The organism is Streptomyces sp. NPDC003077 (assembly GCF_040611095.1).
Classification (GTDB): Bacteria; Actinomycetota; Actinomycetes; order Streptomycetales; family Streptomycetaceae; genus Streptomyces.
Window position 1 is genome coordinate 23,427 of record NZ_JBEXNM010000041.1, and the last position, 17,230, is coordinate 40,656.

A 17,230-nucleotide genomic window follows, 5' to 3' on the forward strand; every position below is an offset into this window, starting at 1 on the left:
GACCCCGACTCAGCGGCCCGTTCCCATGCCGGACCGACGGCCCCACCCGCCCCGCACCGGCCGCGGACCGGGCCCGGCGCCCCCACCCGTGCGCGGCCCCAGGAGCGCCCCGCCCGTCACACCCCGGCGTTGAGGAACAGCCCGCCGTCCAGCAGCAGCGTCTGACCGGTGATCCAGCTCGCGTCGTCGGAGAGCAGGAAGGCCGCCGCCCCGCCGACGTCCTCCGGTTCGCCCAGCCGTCCCATGGGGTAGCGGGCGGCGGCCTCCTCCTCGCGGTCCTCGTAGAGCGCCGCGGCGAACTTCGTCTTCACGACCGCCGGCGCGATGGCGTTGACGCGGACGACCGGCGCGAACTCGTGGGCGAGCTGCAACGACAGGTTGGCCATCGCCGCCTTGCTCATCCCGTACGCGCCGAGGAACGGCGAGGCGCTGATGCCGGCGATGGAGGCGATGTTGACGATCGCGCCGCCGTGCTCCTTCTGCCACGCGTGCCAGGTCCGCTGGGCGAACCCGAGGGCGGACAGGACGTTCATCTCGAAGATCTTGCGGGCGGCGCCCAGGTCGAGGTCGGCGAGCGGGCCGAAGACCGGGTTGGTGCCCGCGTTGTTGACGAGGTAGTCCAGCCGGCCGAACGCCTCCATCGCGCGCTCGACGGCGGTGGCCTGGTGGTCCTCGTCATGGGCCTTGCCCGCGACGCCGATCACCCGGTCCGCGCCCAGGCCGCGCACCGCCTCGTCGAGCGTTTCCTTGTTGCGGCCGGTGATGCACACCCGGTCGCCGCGGGCGACCAGCGCCCGCGCGATGCCGTAGCCGATGCCGCGGCTGGCGCCCGTGACGAGCGCGGCGCGGCCGGAGAGCTCGGGGAGCTCGTTGTCCTGCACGGTCATGTCCGGTGCTCCTTGGAGGGGTCGGTGGGCAGGTCAGTCGAGCGGGCCGCCGGCCACGTACAGGACCTGGCCGGAGACGAAGCCGGCCGCGTCGCCCGTGAAGAAGGCGATGGCGTTGGCGACGTCGTCGGGGCGGCCGACGCGCTGCACCGGAATCTGGGTGGCCGCCGCAGCCTGGAAGTCCTCGAAGCCCATGCCGACGCGCTCGGCGGTGGCCGCCGTCATGTCGGTGGCGATGAAGCCGGGGGCGACGGCGTTGGCGGTGACGCCGAACTTGCCCAGTTCCTTGGCGAGGGTCTTGGTGAAGCCCTGGAGACCCGCCTTGGCCGCCGAGTAGTTGACCTGGCCGCGGTTGCCGAGGGCGGAGCTGGAGGAGAGGTTGACGACCCGGCCGAACCCGGCGTCCACCATGTGCTTCTGACAGGCTCGGGTCATCAGGAACGCGCCGCGCAGGTGCACGTTCATGACGGTGTCCCAGTCGTCCTCGCTCATCTTGAACAGCAGGTTGTCGCGGAGCACACCGGCGTTGTTGACGAGGACGGTCGGCGCGCCGAGTTCGGCCGCGACCCGCGCGACCGCCGCGTCCACCCGCGCGGCGTCCGAGACGTCGCACCCGACGGCGAGCGCCCTGCCCCCGGCCGCGGTGATCTCCTCGACGGTGCCCGCGCAGGCCGCCTCGTCCAGGTCGAGGACGGCGACGGCGCGGCCCTCGGCGGCCAGGCGGACGGCGGTGGCCGCGCCGATGCCGCGGGCCGCGCCCGTCACGATGGCGGTGCGCTGCTCGGTGCTGGACGACATGCGGGGTTCTCCTCGTCTCGAAACCTCGGCAAGCGGCCCGCCGCACCGGTCCGGCGCGGGAGACGGCCATCAGGCGTAACCGGTCCCGCGCGGGAGGGCCACCAGGAGTGGCAGGTGAGCAACCGCTTAGTAGCTTGAGCAGAGCTGACGCTAGAAGCCCGGCCACCGACTGTCAACGCCTCGCCACAGCTCGGCTATGACCAGCGCGGGCCGCCGCCACAGCGGCCCTGCCGGCCACCTCGCCGGCGCTCCGGTGGATCACCGCCGAGCGGACCCGCCGACTCCCCACCAGGGGCCGGAGAGCACCGCCCGGACGGCCCGCGCGAATCACCGGGCTCTCGGCTCCCGGATCACTTCACCAGCAGGTCCAGGAGCCGGGCCGTCTCGGCCGCCGGGTCCGTCGTCAGTCCGGAGTGCACCGGTCCCGCCTGGACGACGGTGCTGCGCGGCGCGATCAGCCAGCGGAACCTGCGCCCCGCGTCGTCCCCCGCCGCCTGCCCGGCCCGCTCGCCACCCAGGCACACGCCCTCGACCGCGTTGAGGGCGGCGCGTACCCCCTCGACGTCCACGGACGGGTCCAGCGCCCGCAGCCGGGCCTCGTCCAGATGCGTCCGGGCCTCCACGAACCGGCGGGCGTGGCAGTAGACGACCACACCTGCATTGATCATTTCTCCGCGCTCGACCCGCGGTACGACCTTCAGGAGGGCGTACTCGAACACGTCGCGGCCATTGTGCAGCCCGCTCACTTCACTGCCCTCCGCGGCGGCAGCTTGGCCGCCAGCCAGCCCGGCGCCTGGGAGGGCCGGTCCTCCGTGCGCTCTCCCATGACGATCTGATCGCTGATCGTGCCGGCACGCGCCAGCAGCGTCTCGACGTACGCGCGGCGCAGGTCGTCCGGCGAGTCGAAGCCCGGCTCGTCCACCAGCCACTCGTCGGGGACCAGAGCGGTGACCTCGGCCAGGAGGTCCTCGGTGACCCGCGGCACGAACTCGGCCGCCGCGGACGCCAGGTCCGGCGCGAAGGTGGCCAGGACGTGGTCCGAGGCGTTGTACGGCTTGGCGGCGGCGGTCTTGGCGGTGGGCCAGTTGTGGTGCCAGATCATGGTGGCCCCGTGGTCGATGAGCCACAGCTGCCCGTGCCAGACCAGGAGGTTGGGGTTGCGCCACGACCGGTCGACGTTGTTGATCAGGGCGTCGAACCACACCACCCGGCCCGCCTCGCGGGAGGAGACCTCGAAGGCGAGCGGGTCGAACCCGAGCGATCCCGGCAGGTAGTCCATGCCCAGGTTGAGGCCGCCACTGGCCTTCAGGAGCTCCTGCACCTCCTGGTCGGGCTCGCCGAGCCCGATCACCGGGTCGAGCTGCATCCGCACCAGGTCGGGCACCCGCAGGCCGAGCCGCCGGCCCAGCTCGCCGCAGACGACCTCGGCGACGAGCGTCTTACGGCCCTGTCCCGCCCCGGTGAATTTCATGACATAGGTACCAAGATCGTCGGCTTCGACGACTCCCGGGAGCGACCCGCCCTCACGCAAGGGCGTGACGTAGCGCGTCGCGATGACTTCGGACAACATGCGGATCAGGCTACTTCCTGGGCTTTGCCGCAGGTCAGCGACGTGCGGTCGATTCGGCCACCGATACTGATGCAATCGTATCGGTGCAGCCGCATCGGATCGACCCGATTACCCAATCCCACCCTGCGGCGAACCGCTCCGGACACGGCCCGGAGGGACCCGCTCCGCCTCGCCCCTTGCGCAGGCCAGCGGCGAACCAGCAGCGGATCAGCGGCGATCCCCCGGAGGACCCCGGCCGGCTGGGGCGCGGCGCACGGACCCGCCGCTCAGTCCACCGCGATCAGCACCGGACCGGCGACCACCAGGGCGTACTGGGCCAGCACCAGATTCCTTCGGCCCGCGCGGCCCAGCATGCCGGTCGGCAGGGAGAGCGCAAGGAGGCCGACGGGCAGGGAGAAGCCCATCGCCCACTGCCCCGCCTCCAGCAGCGGCCCGCTCGCCCCGTCACCGCTGTACGCCTGGTGGAGGCTGATGACGAGGGACAGGACCCACGCCACGGCCAGCGCCAGGAAGCCGAGCCCGGCGAAGACGCGCAACGACCGCACCGGGACCGCGTACGGATCGTCCGTCCCGGCGACCGCGGTCTCCTCGGCCGGGCGGTCGGTGGGCGGCCCCGCGAGGGAGCCGGGAGCCGGTTCGTGAGGCGTACTGGAAGTGCTCATGCCGCCATCCTGTCCGCCCGGCGAGGGCCTGGCGCGGGGGCAGGTACTCAAAGGCGCTGCGTCACGTACTCACGTTCGATCGGTGTGTTTGCCCGGTGGCCTCGCCGTGGGGCACGCAGGTGGCGGCCTGGCCGGCGGCGGGTTCCTTGAAGCGCCGGATCACCGTGGTCGTCCCGCTGCGGGTCCGGTGGCCGGTGCGGCCGTTCCCGCCGGGTGCCGATCCCTCGGGTGCGGCGCCGTTCACGCGGCCGGGAGTGACGCCCGGCGGTGGCGGCGCCGGGGCGGCACAGGCGGGGTGCTCCCGTCGACGCGTAAGCACGGTCATCTCCATTGAGAGTAGGGCGAGTTGGGAGGCGGTTGGATTGACATCCCCGATTACACCTGTCAGATTCTTTTTACAGGTGAAGGAAGGGGGTGAGTGTCCTGACGAGTGAAGAGCTGCTGGCGCGACTCGCGGCCGTCGGCCACGCGCAGCGACTGCGCATCATCGGCGAACTGGCCGACGGGCGCGTGCACGTGAGCGAACTGGCCCGTCGTCTCGGCCTCTCCCGGCCGCTTCTGTACATGCACCTGGAGCGGTTGGAGAAGGCCGGACTGGTCGCCGGCTCACTGGAGTTGTCCGACACGGGCAAGGCGATGAAGTTCTTCGAACTCATGCCCTTCGACATACACATCACGCTGGACACCGTCCTCACCGCGCTCCGGGAGGACACGCTGCAATCCGCACAAGCGGACCGCGAGGCCGGGAGGAAGGGAAAATCCATATGAACGGCGGCCTCATCGCCATCGTCATCACTCTGATCGTCGTCGGCGGAATCAGCCTGAGCACGGTCGCCTACTTCACGCTGCAACGCCACCGCGCCGACGCCGTGGCCATGGCCGGCTATCGCAAGCTGGCCGAGGAGGCCGTGGCCAACCAGGCCGCGCTGAACGCGGAGTTGAAGGACCTGTCCGCCCGGCTCGCCTCCGTCGAGGCCCTGCTGCGCACCGTGGACGAGTGACGCCGCCATGACTACGAGCCCGACCCCACGTCCGGGCGCGCCCCGCCTGTTATCCGGTCTCCGCCCGTTACCCCTGCTCCGCTCGTCGGAGCCGTGGCGCGCGACCGCCTACCTCGCGGGTTACGCCGTACTCGGACCCGTCCTGTTCGCCTTCTGCCTGGCCACCCTCGTCGTCTCGGCCGCCCTCAACATCAGCCTCCTGGGGCTCCCCCTCCTCATCGGTGCCGCCGCCGTGCTGCGCGGCGCCGCGCACATCGAGCGGTCGCGCGCCGCCCTGGTCGGCCCCCCGGTGCCGGCCGACTACCGCCACGTCGAGCCGACCGGCGTGCTCGCCGCCGTCAAGGCGCGCTGGAGCGACCCGGCCACCCTGCGCGACCTGCTCTACCTCGTCGCCCTCTTCGTCCCGCTGCTCCTGCTCGACGTGGTGGCCCTGCTCCTGTGGCTCACCACCCTCGCCCTCGTGCTCTTCCCCGCGTGGTACTGGGCCTTCCCCGACGGCAGTGCCCTGGGCCTGCTGTACGTCGACAACCTCCCGCTCGCGCTCCTGGTGGCCGTGGCCGCCTGTGCGTGCGCCCCGCTCACCGTCTGCGCGGCGGTCGGCGCGGCCCGGCTGCACGCCGCCGTCGCCCACAAGCTGCTCGGACCACGGACCGATCCGCTGGCCGCCGCCAAGCGGCTGCTGGCCGGACCCGGTCCGCTCTCCGGAGCCGCCGGGCCACCGGCCGCCGGGCCCCGGACCTCTTCCCGACTTTCCAAGCACTCAGGGGGATGACCACATGAACACCGCATCCGCGCCCGCGGCGCACCCGGCCCTCGGCGACGACGTGGTCCGGCTGACCGGCGTCAGCCGGACCTACGGCGGCCAACGCAACCGCGTCACGGCACTGGACCAGGTGTCGATCGGTTTCGCACGCGGTACCTTCACTGCCGTGATGGGCCCCTCGGGCTCCGGCAAGACCACGCTGCTCCAGTGCGCCGCGGGACTCGACCGGCCGTCCGCCGGTTCGGTGGTCCTGGACGGGCAGGATCTCACCGGGCTCGACGAGAAGCAGCTCACCCGGCTGCGGCGGGAGCGGATCGGCTTCGTCTTCCAGGCGTTCAACCTGCTGCCCGCCCTCACCGTCGCCGACAACGTGGCGCTGCCGCTGCGCCTGGCCGGCCGCAAGCCCGAGCCGGGCAGCGTGGACCGGGTGCTGGAGCGCGTCGGCCTCGGAGACCGCAAGAAGCACCGTCCCGGTGAGTTGTCGGGCGGGCAGCAGCAGCGTGTCGCCATCGCCCGCGCGCTGATCACCCGGCCCGCGGTCGTCTTCGGCGACGAGCCCACCGGCGCCCTCGACACCCGCACCGCCCTGGAGGTGCTGCGGCTGCTGCGCGAGTCCGTGCACCAGGGCGGCCAGACCGCCATCGTCGTCACCCACGACCCCGTCGCCGCCTCGCACGCCGACCGCGTCGTCTTCCTCGCCGACGGGCGGATCGTGGACGAACTGCGCGGCGCGTCCGCGGACCGGATCGCCGAGCGCATGACCCACCTGGGTGCCTGGGGCGACCCGGCGGGCCGGTCGTACGCGGAAGGGGCCGTGTGATGTTCGGGCTCGCCCTCCAGACCCTGAGATTCCGCAAGGGCGGATTCGCCGCCTCCTTCGTGGCGCTGTTCTTCGGCGCCACCATCCTGGTGGCCTGCGGCTCCCTGCTGGAGACCGGCGTGCACAGCGCCGTACCGCCGCGGCGCCTGGCCGCCGCGCCCGTCGTGGTCACCGGTGAGCAGACCTTCGACGGGGACGCGCTGCCCGAGCGGTCCCGGGTCGACGCGGGCCTGGCCCGGAAGCTGGCCGCGCTGCCCGAGGCCGACCGGGCGCTGCCCGACGTGTCGTTCCCGGCGTCAGCTCTGCCCGACGGTGACGGGGCGCCCGAGCGCGGTCTGACCGGGCACGGCTGGTCCTCCGCCGAACTCTCCGGCGCGCCGCTCGCCGACGGGGCCGCGCCCCGCGCCCAGGGCGAGACGGCCCTGGACCGGCGGCTCGCGGACCGGCTCGGCGTCGGCACCGGCGACCGGCTGACCCTCGCCGTCGGCGGCGGCAGCGCACAGTTGCGCGTCACCGGGGTGCTGCGCCCGGCCACCGGCGCCGACGCCTCGTTCTACGTCACCGACGCCGAGGCGGCCCGGCTCGGCGGGATCCAGGGGCAGGCCGACGCGATCGCCGTGCTGCCCGCCGAGGGCGCCTCCACCGCGGAACTCGCCGACGCCGTCGGCAAGGCCCTGGCCGGCACGCAGGCGCGCACCCTGACCGGCGACGCCCGCGGCGAGGCCGAGTTCCCCGACGCGCTCGCCGCCTCGACCCGGCTCATCTCGATGTCCGCGGTGTTCGGCGGCCTCGCCGTGATGGTGTCCGTGTTCGTGGTCGGCTCCACCCTCGCGCTGCTGGTCCAGCAGCGGCTGCGCGAGATGGCGATGCTGCGGGCCATCGGCTCGCTGCCGGGGCAGATCCGCCGCATGGTCGTCGGGGAGACCCTGGTCATCGCCGCCGGCGCGACCCTGCTGGCCCTGGTCCCCGGCTGGTTCGCGGGCCGCTGGATGCTCGGCCTGCTCGCGGACGGCGGCGTGGTCAGCCCCGAGATCGCCTACCGTGCCGGTTGGGTGCCCATGGTCGTCGGCGCCGGCGCCTCCGCGGCGGCCGCGATCGCCGCCGCGTTCATCGCCTCCCGGCGCGCCGCGCTCGCCCGGCCCTCCGACGCGCTGGCCGAGTCCGCCGTGCAGAGCCGGTGGCTGTCCGTGCCCCGGCTGCTGTTCGCGCTGCTGTGCCTGGGCGGCGGCACCGCGCTCGCCCTCGTCACCGCCCTGGTCATGGACGGCCCGCTGGCCGCGGCGACCTCCGGTCCGGCGGCCATGCTGTGGGCCGGTGGCATCGCCCTGCTGAGCCCCGGCATCACGCGGGTCCTCACCGCCCTGCTCCAGTGGCCGCTGCGCGCCCTGTCCGGGTTCCCCGGCCGGCTCGCCATGGACAACGCCAAGGCCCGGCGCGTCCGGCTGGCTGGCGCGGTCACCCCCGTGGTGCTCGTCACCGGCCTCGCCACCGCGCTCCTCTACATGCAGACCGGGCAGGCCGAGGCGTCCAAGAACGCGGAGGCCGCGCTGATCCGCGCCGACGCGGTCGTGACCTCGTCGGTGGACGGGCTCGACCCGGCGCTCGTGGACCGCGTCTCGGCGCTGCCCGAGGTCTTTGCGGCCACGGCGTACACGGCGGGCGAGGCCTTCATCGTCCAGCCGCTCCCGGCCGACGAGGACCCGGACGAGGAACCCGACACGGTCGAGCTGACGGTCCGCGGCGTCTCCGCCAAGGGCGCGGCCGGCACACTCACCCCGCGGCTCACCGAGGGCTCCTTCGAGCGGCTGCGCGGCGACACCGTCGTCCTGCCCACGTCGCTGACCGGGGACGCCGGGCAGCACGTCGGGGACACCGTGCAGATGGTGCTCGGCGACGGCACCCGGCTGCCCGTGAAGGTCGTGGGCTCCTACGAGGCACAGCCCGGCTTCGAGATCGCCTTCCTGCCCTCGGAGCTGGTCCTCGCGCACACCGACACCGGTCTCGTCCCGCAGATCCTCGTCTCCGGCGAACAGGGCACCGACACCCGCGCACTGCTCGCCGCCCTGCGCGGCCTGGCCCAGGACGGGCCGCCCGGTCTCGTGGTCGCCGACCGGGCCACCCTGGAGGACTCCGCCGACGACAACGCCACCAGCACCTGGATCAACTACCTGCTGGCCGGCACCATCATCGGCTACGCCGTGATCTCGCTGGTCAACACCCTGATCGTGGCCGCGGCCGAGCGGCGCCGCGAGTTCGCGCTGCAGCGGCTGGTGGGGGCCTCCCAGGGACAGATCATGCGGATGATGACGGTCGAGTCGGTCCTCGTCGCCCTGCTGGGCACCCTGCTCGGCACCTTCGTCGCCCTCGCCACGCTGGCACCCTTCGGGATCGGGCTCGACGGCTCCTGGATACCTCGCGGCCCGGTGTGGATCTACCTGTCCGTCATCGGCTTCGCGGTCCTCCTGACGCCGGCCGCCACCCTGCTGCCCACGCGCGCCGCCCTGCGCGACCGCCCGGCCGAGGTACTGGCCGTCGCCTGAACCGCCGCGGCGGCCCCCCGCAGCGGTGGTGTCGCGGCCCTTGATGCCGTGCCAGATGGCGCTCTGCCCGGCCGCCCGGTTCACGAAAACCGGAGGCGGCGCGGCTCTCCCATGAGATAGGAGATAGAAATGTCTTCCTCTTCACACACGAATCCCCCGGGCGCCGCCGCCTTCCCCCGCCAGTTCGCCCGCACCCGCCGCTTCTCCCTGGGGGTGCCGCGCCATTTCGCCCTCTCCCCGGACGGCCGCCGGGTCCTGTTCGTCCGTACCGGCGGCGGGGCCGATCCCGTAGGACGGCTCTGGCTGCACGAGGACGGCGCGGAGCGGCTGCTCGCGGACCCGGAACAGCTGGTCGGGACAGGGACTGCGGACCCCTCCTCGGAGCGGGTGCCGGAGGCCGAACGGGCACGGCGGGAGCGGGCGCGGGAACGTTCCACCGGGGTGGTGACGTACGCGGCCGACCATGAGGCGCGCGTCGTGGCCTTCGCGCTGTCGGGCGCGCTGTGGGTCGTCCGCACGGACGACGGGAAGCCCTTCCCCGTGTCCGCCGCCGGTCCGGTCGTCGATCCCCGCCCCTCCCCCGACGGACGGCACATCGCCTACGTGACGGGCCGCTCGCTGCACGTCGTCGATCTGGAGGGCCGGGACCGGCGGCTGGCCGCCGCCGAGGGACCGGACGTCACCTACGGGCTCGCCGAGTACGTGGCCGCCGAGTCCATGGGGCGGCACCGCGGCTACTGGTGGTCGCCCGACAGCCGCCGCCTTCTGGTGGCGCGGGTGGACACCTCCCGGGTGGAGCGCCGCTACCTGAGCGACCCGGCGCACCCGACGAGGGCGCCGCGCGCCATCCCGTACCCGGCCGCGGGCACGGCGAACGCGGACGTGTCGCTGCGCGTCCTGACCGTCGACGAGGCCCCCGACGCCCCCGCGGAGGCGCTGGACGCCGCCGAGGCCCCGGACGCCCCCGTGGAAGGCGCGCGTCCGCTCCCGGGGACGGAGGTGAGGTGGGACCGGGACGCGTACGAATACCTCGCCACCGCGGGCTGGGACGCGCACGGCCCGCTCATCGGCGTCCAGAGCCGCGACCAGCGCGTCCTGCGCACGCTCGCCGTCGACCCGGACACCGGAAAGACCACGCCGCTGCACGAGCGGACCGACCCGGCGTGGGTCGAACTCGTCCACGGCACCCCGGCCCGTACCGCGTCGGGGGCCCTGGTGGTGGCCCGGGACGTGGACGCCACCCGGCACCTGAGCGTCGAGACGGCGGACGGCGGCGGGCCGGTCACACCCGCGGGCCTCCAGTTGCGCGAGGTGCTCGGCGTCCAGGGCGAGCGGGTGCTGTTCACCGCGAGCGAGGACCCGACCGAGACGCACGTGTGGCGGTACGAGCCCGGCACGGGCTGTACGCGGCTGAGCGACGGGCCCGGCCTGCACACGGCGGTGGCCGCCGGGCCTGCCCTCGTCCTCGACAGCCGCACGCCGGACGGGCAGCGGGTGACCGTGCTGCGCGACGGCCGCCCCGCCGGCACCATCGCCTCGCTCGCCGAGGAACCGTCGGTCGTCCTGCGCCCGGCCCATCTCACGCTCGGCGAGCGCGAGTTGCGCGCGGCGCTGTACCTCCCGTCCTGGCACGAGCCGGGGACGGGGAAGCTGCCCGTGCTGCTCGACCCCTATGGAGGGCCGGGCATCCAGATGGCGGTACGGGCGCGCGGGTGGACCGGTTGCGTGTCGCAGTGGTTCGCGGAGGAAGGGTTCGCCGTCCTGGTGGTCGACGGGCGCGGCACACCCGGCCGCGGCCCGAAGTGGGAGAAGGCCATCCACGGGGACCAGCTCACGCCCGCGCTGGAGGACCAGGTGGACGCCCTGCGCGCCGCCGCCGCGCGGTATCCGGAGCTGGATGTGGACCGGGTGGCGATCCGCGGCTGGTCGTTCGGCGGGTTCCTGGCCGCGGCGGCGGTGCTGCACCGCCCCGACGTCTTTCACGCGGCGGTCGCCGGGGCGCCGCCCACCGACCAGCGCCTGTACGACACCCATTGGAAAGAGCGCTTCCTCGGCCACCCGGACGCCGTCCCGGAGAACTACGCCCGCTCCTCACTGGTCGGCAATGGCCACCTGCTGCGCCGTCCCCTGCTCCTCGTCCACGGGCTCGTGGACGACAACGTGGCGCCCGCGCACACGCTGCGGTTCTCGGCGGAGCTGCTGGCGGCCGGGAAGCAGCACAGCGTGCTGCCGCTGCCGGGGGCGAGCCACTCGCCCGCCGACGACGCGGTCAACGAGAACCTGCTGCGCTTCCAGAGCGATTTCCTGCACCGGGCGCTGGGGTGGGCCGGGGAGGGTGTGACGTCGGGTTAGGTCGCGAAGGCAAAATTCCGGGGGGTTTGGGGGTGAACCCGTACGGGGTGGGGTGGGGTGGCCCTTACGGGGTGTGATCGCCCCATCCGGCCCATGCCCGGTGCGTGGTGGTCTCAACCTCGGCCCGGGGAGGGCAGTCAGGAGGCGCGCAGAGAGTTCGCGAGGGGGCCCGGACGGTCGGGAGGCGCGGGGGAAGTTCGCGAGGAGTTCCAGGGGGCCGGGAAGTGCGGGGGAAGTCCGCGAGGAGTTCCAGGAGGCCGGGAAGTGCGGGGGAAGTCCGCGAGGAGTTCCAGGAGGCCGGGAGGCGCGGGGGAAGTTCGCGAGGAGGTCCGGGAGGAAGTCCGTCGGATGGGGAGCCTCTCGGGACGAGACGCGATCCGTGCCAACCCGGCTGCCCCATAAGGCGCTTGAGGCTGAACGCCGGCGCCCCGCCATCCGTATGGAACAGGTGCAACCGCCGTGGAACGGGTGGCGGTGGACGCCGGCCGCCAACGCACCCCGCGGCGGGCGAAAGGCACCAGCGACCGGAGGCAGGCCATGACGCGACAGCCATCGTCGGGCCGGACATCAGGACAGACGCCAGGGCGGACGTCGGGACAGCCCCCGGCGCGGACGCCGGACCCGACTCCAGAATCCGCATCGACACAGACACCGGTTCCCACGCCGGACCACACCTCGGCGGAAAGGCGACCCGCCGAACGCGGCGCCGGCGACCGCCGCCCGGTCCTCCCGGTCCAGGCCACCCCGCATCGCGCTCCCGGCCCACCCGCGACCCGCCGCGCCGTCGTGGCGGCGGCCGGGGCGGCCGGGTTGGTCGCCGCACTCGCGGCGTGCGGGGGCGGCTCCGGAAACCCGGCGACCGGCGGAGGCGCGTCCGCACCACCGTCCCCATCCGAGGACGACAGCGGGGACGACAGCGGGAAAGGCAGCGGGGACGACAGTGGAAGCGGCAGCGGGAACGGGAGCGACGGGAACGCCAAGCAAGGCGGAACCAGCGGCCCGGGCAGCGGCGAGGAACTCGGCCCGGCCTCCGGGATCCCCCAAGGCGGAGGCAAGGTCTTCAAAGACCGGAAGGTCGTGGTGACGCAGCCGGAGTCCGGGCAGTTCAAGGCGTTCTCGGCGATCTGCCGGCATCAGGGCTGCGTGGTGGGCGACGTCTCCGGCGGCACGATCAACTGCCCGTGCCACGGCAGCAAATACGCCATCGCCGACGGCAGCGTCCGGCACGGCCCCGCCACACAGGGGCTGCCGAGCGCCCGCGTGCACGTGCGGAACGGCATGCTCTGGCTCGGTTGAGGCGCGGGATCAACCGAGACCCGGGGCTGCGGTCCATACCAACTCTCGAAAAGCTCTGCTGCGGGCAAAGCGTGCGCAAACCTGGGTGGGCAGAACCGGCCGCCGGGGCGTGGCCGGTTCGAAGGCGGTGAGGGGCCGTTTCGTCGCCAGCCGGCCGGACGGGCGGCAAGCGGCCCGCCGTGAGCGGGAAAGTCCGCCGACGGGCCCTGCTCCGCGGCCTCCGGGACCGGCGGCGGGAGGGGAGAGCGCGGGCCGTCCCGTCGGCCCGGCGGCGCCTCCCTCCTGTCCCGCCAACCATGTCCTCGTCCCTCTCACCAGCCTCGTCCCGCTCCGCCCCGTCAGCCGCGTCCCCCTCGCCGCCCGTCCCCGACCGGCCCGCGCGCCCGCGCGTGCCGTGCCGTGCCCGCGGCGGACGAGTCCCCTCGACACCCGCTCCCGGAACCCGGCGCGATCCTCGCCGGCCCCGTAGGAGGCCCCCCGCGCCTACCGCACACATCCGGACCGGAATCGACCGCACCGGTACCCGGAGAGTCCGGTTTCGGCCAGATACGACGGCAAAGCGGACGGAAATTCTTCTCTGGGCCTCACCCAAGGGCGCTGCTGTCGGGTGCCCCTGACGGGGGCGGCGGGCGCACCCTGCTTCTTGGCGATCGCGGGAACCGCCCTTCGGCGCGCTTCGGTGATCGCCGCGAGCCGCTCGTCGCGATCACGGCGGGATCGCTCTTCGACGATCGCAGGGGCCACCGAGGGGAGCCGTCTGGTGGGTACGGGCAGGTTGCGGGCGCGCGGCGGGCGGTCCGCCGACGCGGCGGCGGAACGACTGCTGCGGGCGGGGCGGCTCCTGAGCCGGGCGCCGGTGACCCCCGACGCGCGGGCGGTCTTCCGTACCGGTCAGGGCGTCAACGACGCTCCGTACCGGGAGCGCTGGGCGCACGACAAAGTGGTGCGTTCCACCCACGGGGTGAACTGCACGGGGTCCTGTTCCTGGAAGGTGTACGTCAAGGACGGGCTGATCACCTGGGAGACGCAGGCCACGGACTACCCCTCCACCGGTCCCGACCGCCCCGAGTACGAGCCGCGCGGCTGCCCCCGGGGGGCCTCCTTCTCCTGGTACACCTACTCGCCGACCCGGATCCGCTACCCGCACGCGCGGGGAGTCCTGGTGGAGCTGTACCGGGAGGCCAGGGCGCGGCTCGGTGACCCGGTGGCGGCCTGGGCGGAGATCACCGCCGATCCGGAGAAGCGGCGGCGCTACCAGTCGGCGCGCGGCACGGGCGGGCTGGTGCGCGTCGGATGGGACGAGGCGCTGGAGCTCGCCGCCGCCGCGCATGTGCACACGTTGGCGGAGTACGGTCCGGACCGGATCGCCGGGTTCTCGCCGATCCCGGCGATGTCGATGGCCTCGCACGCGGTCGGCGCCCGCTTCATGTCGCTGATCGGCGCGCCGATGCTCTCCTTCTACGACTGGTACGCGGACCTGCCGATCGCCTCCCCGCAGGTCTTCGGCGACCAGACGGACGTGCCGGAGTCCGGCGACTGGTGGGACGCTGCCTATCTGATGCTGTGGGGTTCCAACGTGCCGGTCACCCGCACGCCGGACGCCCACTGGATGGCCGAGGCCCGCTACCGGGGCCAGAAGGTCGTGGTGGTCTCGCCCGACTACGCGGACGCGACGAAGTTCGCCGACGAGTGGCTGCACCCACACCCGGGGACGGACGGGGCGCTGGCCATGGCGATGGGGCACGTGATCCTGCGCGAGTGCTTCGTGGAGCGGCGGGTGCCGTACTTCACCGACTACGTCAAGCGCTTCACCGACCTGCCGTTCCTGGTGGCGCTGGAGGAGCACGACGGCGCCCGCGTCCCGGGGAAGTTCCTCACCGCCGCGGATCTGGGGGCGGCCCCGGACGAGGCCCCGGACGCCGACGCGGACCGCTACCGCACGCTCCTGGTGGACGCTGTCTCCGGCGCGATCGTCGCCCCCAACGGCACGCTGGGCGACCGCTGGTCCGAGCGGGGCCGGGGCCGCTGGAACCTGGACCTGGGCGGCACCGACCCGCTGCTGACGCTGCACCGGCCCGAGGGCGGGCGCACCGCCGAGGTGGTGCTGCCGCGTTTCGACGAGCCGGGGGCGGTGGTCCGGCGCGGGGTGCCGGTGCGCGAGGTCGGCGGCCGGCTGGTGACCACGGTGTTCGACCTGCTGCTGGCCCGGTACGGGGTCGGCCGGCCCGGGCTGCCGGGCCGGTGGCCCGCCTCGTACGAGGACGGGTCCCAGCCGGGCACCCCGGCGTGGCAGGAGGCGATCACCTCGGTGCCCGCGGGGGCGGCGGTGCGGGTGGCGCGGGAGTTCGCCCGCACCGCGGAGCAGACCCGGGGCCGCTGCATGATCGTGATGGGCGCGGGCACCAACCACTGGTTCCACTCCGACACCGTCTACCGCTCGTTCCTCTCGCTGCTCCTGCTCACCGGCTGCCAGGGCGTCAACGGGGGCGGCTGGGCGCACTACGTGGGCCAGGAGAAGATCCGCCCGTACGCCGGCTGGCAGCAGTTGGCCACCGCCGCGGACTGGGTCCGTCCCTCGCGGCAGATGGCCGGGACGCCGTACTGGTACGTGCACACCGACCAGTGGCGTTACGAACAGGCCCCGGCCGACGCGCTGGCCTCCCCGGCCGGCCGGGGCCTGTTCGCCGGGCGGCACACCGCCGATCTGGTGGCGGAGTCCGCCCGCCGGGGCTGGATGCCGTCGTACCCCACCTTCGACGCCAACCCGCTGGACCTGGGGCGGCGCGCCCGCGACTCCGGACGGGACCCGGCCCGCTGGCTGGCCGACGAGCGGGCGGCGGGCCGGGTGCGGTACGCGTGCGAGGACCCGGACGCGCCGCGGAACTGGCCGCGGGTGCTGACCGTATGGCGGGCGAACCTGATCGGTTCCTCGGCCAAGGGGAACGAGTTCTTCCTGCGGCACCTCTTGGGCGCCGACGGCCACGCGCGGGCCCCGGAGACCCCGCCGCACCTGCGTCCGCGCGAGGTCGCCTGGCGGGACGAGGCGCCGCACGGCAAGCTCGACCTGCTGCTCACCCTCGACTTCCGCATGACGTCGACGACGCTCTTCGCCGATCTGGTGCTGCCCGCGGCGACCTGGTACGAGAAGCACGACCTGTCCAGCACCGACCTGCACCCGTACGTGCACGCGTTCTCCCCGGCGATCATCCCGCCCTGGCAGGCCCGTACCGACTTCGACATCTTCCACGGGCTGGCCGCCAAACTCGGCGAACTCGCGAACGGCCGCCTGGACACCGCGTACGACCTGGTGGCCACCGCGTTGCAGCACGACACGCCGGGCGAGGCGCCGCCTCCGGGCGAGACGGCACCGGCCGTCACCGTCGTGGAACGCGACTACACGACGGTGGCCGACCGCCTGGCCGCCTTCGGGCCGCTCGCCGAGCGCGCCGGGATGCCGGTCAAGGGCGTCACCGTGCGTCCCGGCCCGGAGGCGGCGTGGCTGGCCGCCCGGTGCGGCACCGCCGCCGGGGGCGCGGCGCGCGGACGGCCGCTGCTGGACACGGACGTCAAGCTGTGCGAGGCGATCCTGGCGCTGTCCGGCACCACCAACGGGCGGATCGCGGCGGAGGGGTTCACCCGGCTGGCCGAGCGCTGCGGGTCCGCGTCGGGGCTGGCGGAGCTGGCCGCGTCGGTGGCCGAGCGGCGGGTGGTCTTCTCCGACACCCAGGACCGGCCCGTCCAGGTCGGCGCGAGCTTCGAGTGGTCCGGGAAGGAGGGCCCCGAGCGCCGCTACGCGCCCTTCACCATCAACACCGAGCACCGCAAGCCCTGGCACACCCTCACCGGCCGCCAGCACTTCTACCTCGATCACGACTGGATCGCCGAGTACGGCGAACAGCTCCCCCTGTACCGCCCGCCGCTGGACCTGGCCGCCCTCGGGGAACGCCCCCGGGAGGGCGGCGGGACGGGGCGCTCGGTGACGGTGCGGTACGTCACGCCGCACTCGAAGTGGTCCATCCACTCCGAGTACCAGGAGAACCCCCTCATGCAGACGCTCTCCCGGGGAGGGCCCACGATCTGGCTCAGCCCCCAGGACGCCGAGGCGATCGAGGCGGCGGACAACGACTGGATCGAGGCGGTCAACGCCAACGGCGTCGTGGTGGCGCGCGCGATCGTCTCGCACCGGATGCCGGTGGGCACCGTGTTCATGTACCACGTGCAGGAACGCCTGGTGAACGTGCCCAAGTCCGAGACCACCGGCCGGCGCGGCGGCGTGCACAACGCCCTGACCCGGCTGCTGATCAAGCCGACCCACCTCATCGGCGGCCACGCCCAGCTCTCCTTCGCCCCCAACTACTACGGGCCCACCGGCAACCAGCGGGACGCGGTCACCGTCATCCGGCGGCGATCGCAGGACGTGGAGTTCTGACGGTGGGCCGGCGGCGAGCGGCTTCCCGACGCGCGGTGCGGACCGTGCGGGGCCCCGCCGCACGGACCGCGCGAGGCCCCGGGGCCCTCGGGAACGTGCGACCGCCGCGTGG

At 73.8% G+C, this 17,230-nt stretch carries 13 protein-coding genes; 8 read left to right on the forward strand and 5 right to left on the reverse strand.

What is annotated here, in order from left to right; all coding sequences use genetic code 11:
- Positions 1-116: 116 nt before the first annotated feature.
- From ABZX96_RS24580 to ABZX96_RS24600, 5 genes are all read right to left on the reverse strand, one after another.
- Positions 117-887 (reverse strand): SDR family oxidoreductase, encoded by a 771-nt coding sequence (locus tag ABZX96_RS24580; protein WP_355548258.1) that lies wholly within the window; start codon positions 885-887, stop codon positions 117-119.
- 33 nt (positions 888-920) lie between these two features.
- Positions 921-1,685: a 3-oxoacyl-ACP reductase FabG gene (fabG, locus tag ABZX96_RS24585; RefSeq protein WP_355548261.1), complete on the reverse strand. Its 765-nt coding sequence runs from the start codon at positions 1,683-1,685 to the stop codon at positions 921-923.
- 350 nt (positions 1,686-2,035) lie between these two features.
- Entirely contained in the window at positions 2,036-2,431 is a 396-nt protein-coding gene (locus ABZX96_RS24590) for a DUF3037 domain-containing protein (protein ID WP_355548264.1), read from the reverse strand.
- Positions 2,428-3,255 carry a HipA family kinase gene (locus tag ABZX96_RS24595; protein ID WP_355548267.1) on the reverse strand — a complete coding sequence of 276 codons (828 nt, stop codon included), beginning with the start codon at positions 3,253-3,255 and terminating at the stop codon, positions 2,428-2,430. The genes ABZX96_RS24590 and ABZX96_RS24595 overlap by 4 nt, the downstream gene beginning before the upstream one ends.
- A gap of 266 nt (positions 3,256-3,521) precedes the next feature.
- Positions 3,522-3,917, reverse strand: coding sequence for a hypothetical protein (locus ABZX96_RS24600; protein ID WP_355548269.1), 396 nt, complete (start codon positions 3,915-3,917; stop codon positions 3,522-3,524).
- A 423-nt stretch (positions 3,918-4,340) separates the two neighbouring features.
- On the opposite strand from ABZX96_RS24600, the gene ABZX96_RS24605 reads away from it, so the two are divergent.
- The 8 genes from ABZX96_RS24605 to ABZX96_RS24640 all read left to right on the forward strand — a co-directional run bounded on the left by ABZX96_RS24605 (position 4,341) and on the right by ABZX96_RS24640 (position 17,118).
- Complete coding sequence (locus ABZX96_RS24605; RefSeq protein WP_355548364.1) at positions 4,341-4,685, forward strand: winged helix-turn-helix domain-containing protein; 345 nt, start codon at positions 4,341-4,343, stop codon at positions 4,683-4,685.
- On the forward strand, positions 4,682-4,918 hold the full coding sequence (locus tag ABZX96_RS24610; protein WP_355548271.1) for a hypothetical protein: 237 nt from the start codon (positions 4,682-4,684) through the stop codon (positions 4,916-4,918). The genes ABZX96_RS24605 and ABZX96_RS24610 overlap by 4 nt, the downstream gene beginning before the upstream one ends.
- Positions 4,919-4,925: 7 nt before the next feature.
- A complete protein-coding gene (locus ABZX96_RS24615) occupies positions 4,926-5,690 on the forward strand; it encodes a sensor domain-containing protein (RefSeq protein WP_355548273.1) in 765 nt (254 codons plus the stop codon).
- 4 nt (positions 5,691-5,694) lie between these two features.
- Positions 5,695-6,501, forward strand: coding sequence for an ABC transporter ATP-binding protein (locus ABZX96_RS24620; protein ID WP_355548275.1), 807 nt, complete (start codon positions 5,695-5,697; stop codon positions 6,499-6,501).
- The gene (locus ABZX96_RS24625; protein WP_355548277.1) at positions 6,501-9,041 is read left to right on the forward strand and encodes an FtsX-like permease family protein; all 2,541 of its coding nucleotides are present in this window, start codon (positions 6,501-6,503) and stop codon (positions 9,039-9,041) included. The genes ABZX96_RS24620 and ABZX96_RS24625 overlap by 1 nt, the downstream gene beginning before the upstream one ends.
- 129 nt (positions 9,042-9,170) lie before the next feature.
- On the forward strand, positions 9,171-11,393 hold the full coding sequence (locus tag ABZX96_RS24630; protein ID WP_355548280.1) for a prolyl oligopeptidase family serine peptidase: 2,223 nt from the start codon (positions 9,171-9,173) through the stop codon (positions 11,391-11,393).
- 810 nt (positions 11,394-12,203) lie between these two features.
- On the forward strand, positions 12,204-12,689 hold the full coding sequence (locus tag ABZX96_RS24635) for a Rieske (2Fe-2S) protein (protein WP_355548283.1): 486 nt from the start codon (positions 12,204-12,206) through the stop codon (positions 12,687-12,689).
- A 760-nt stretch (positions 12,690-13,449) separates the two neighbouring features.
- A complete protein-coding gene (locus ABZX96_RS24640) occupies positions 13,450-17,118 on the forward strand; it encodes a nitrate reductase subunit alpha (protein WP_355548286.1) in 3,669 nt (1,222 codons plus the stop codon).
- Positions 17,119-17,230 lie beyond the last annotated feature (112 nt).

What these genes read in the sequence shown, in the direction of transcription:
- ABZX96_RS24580 (WP_355548258.1), bottom strand. Translation starts at nt 887, where the DNA reads ATGACCGTGCAGGACAACGAGCTCCCCGAGCTCTCCGGCCGCGCCGCG.
- ABZX96_RS24630 (WP_355548280.1), top strand. Translation starts at nt 9,171, where the DNA reads ATGTCTTCCTCTTCACACACGAATCCCCCGGGCGCCGCCGCCTTCCCC.
- ABZX96_RS24615 (WP_355548273.1), top strand. Translation starts at nt 4,926, where the DNA reads ATGACTACGAGCCCGACCCCACGTCCGGGCGCGCCCCGCCTGTTATCC.
- ABZX96_RS24610 (WP_355548271.1), top strand. Translation starts at nt 4,682, where the DNA reads ATGAACGGCGGCCTCATCGCCATCGTCATCACTCTGATCGTCGTCGGC.
- fabG (WP_355548261.1), bottom strand. Translation starts at nt 1,685, where the DNA reads ATGTCGTCCAGCACCGAGCAGCGCACCGCCATCGTGACGGGCGCGGCC.
- ABZX96_RS24625 (WP_355548277.1), top strand. Translation starts at nt 6,501, where the DNA reads ATGTTCGGGCTCGCCCTCCAGACCCTGAGATTCCGCAAGGGCGGATTC.
- ABZX96_RS24620 (WP_355548275.1), top strand. Translation starts at nt 5,695, where the DNA reads ATGAACACCGCATCCGCGCCCGCGGCGCACCCGGCCCTCGGCGACGAC.
- ABZX96_RS24595 (WP_355548267.1), bottom strand. Translation starts at nt 3,255, where the DNA reads ATGTTGTCCGAAGTCATCGCGACGCGCTACGTCACGCCCTTGCGTGAG.
- ABZX96_RS24600 (WP_355548269.1), bottom strand. Translation starts at nt 3,917, where the DNA reads ATGAGCACTTCCAGTACGCCTCACGAACCGGCTCCCGGCTCCCTCGCG.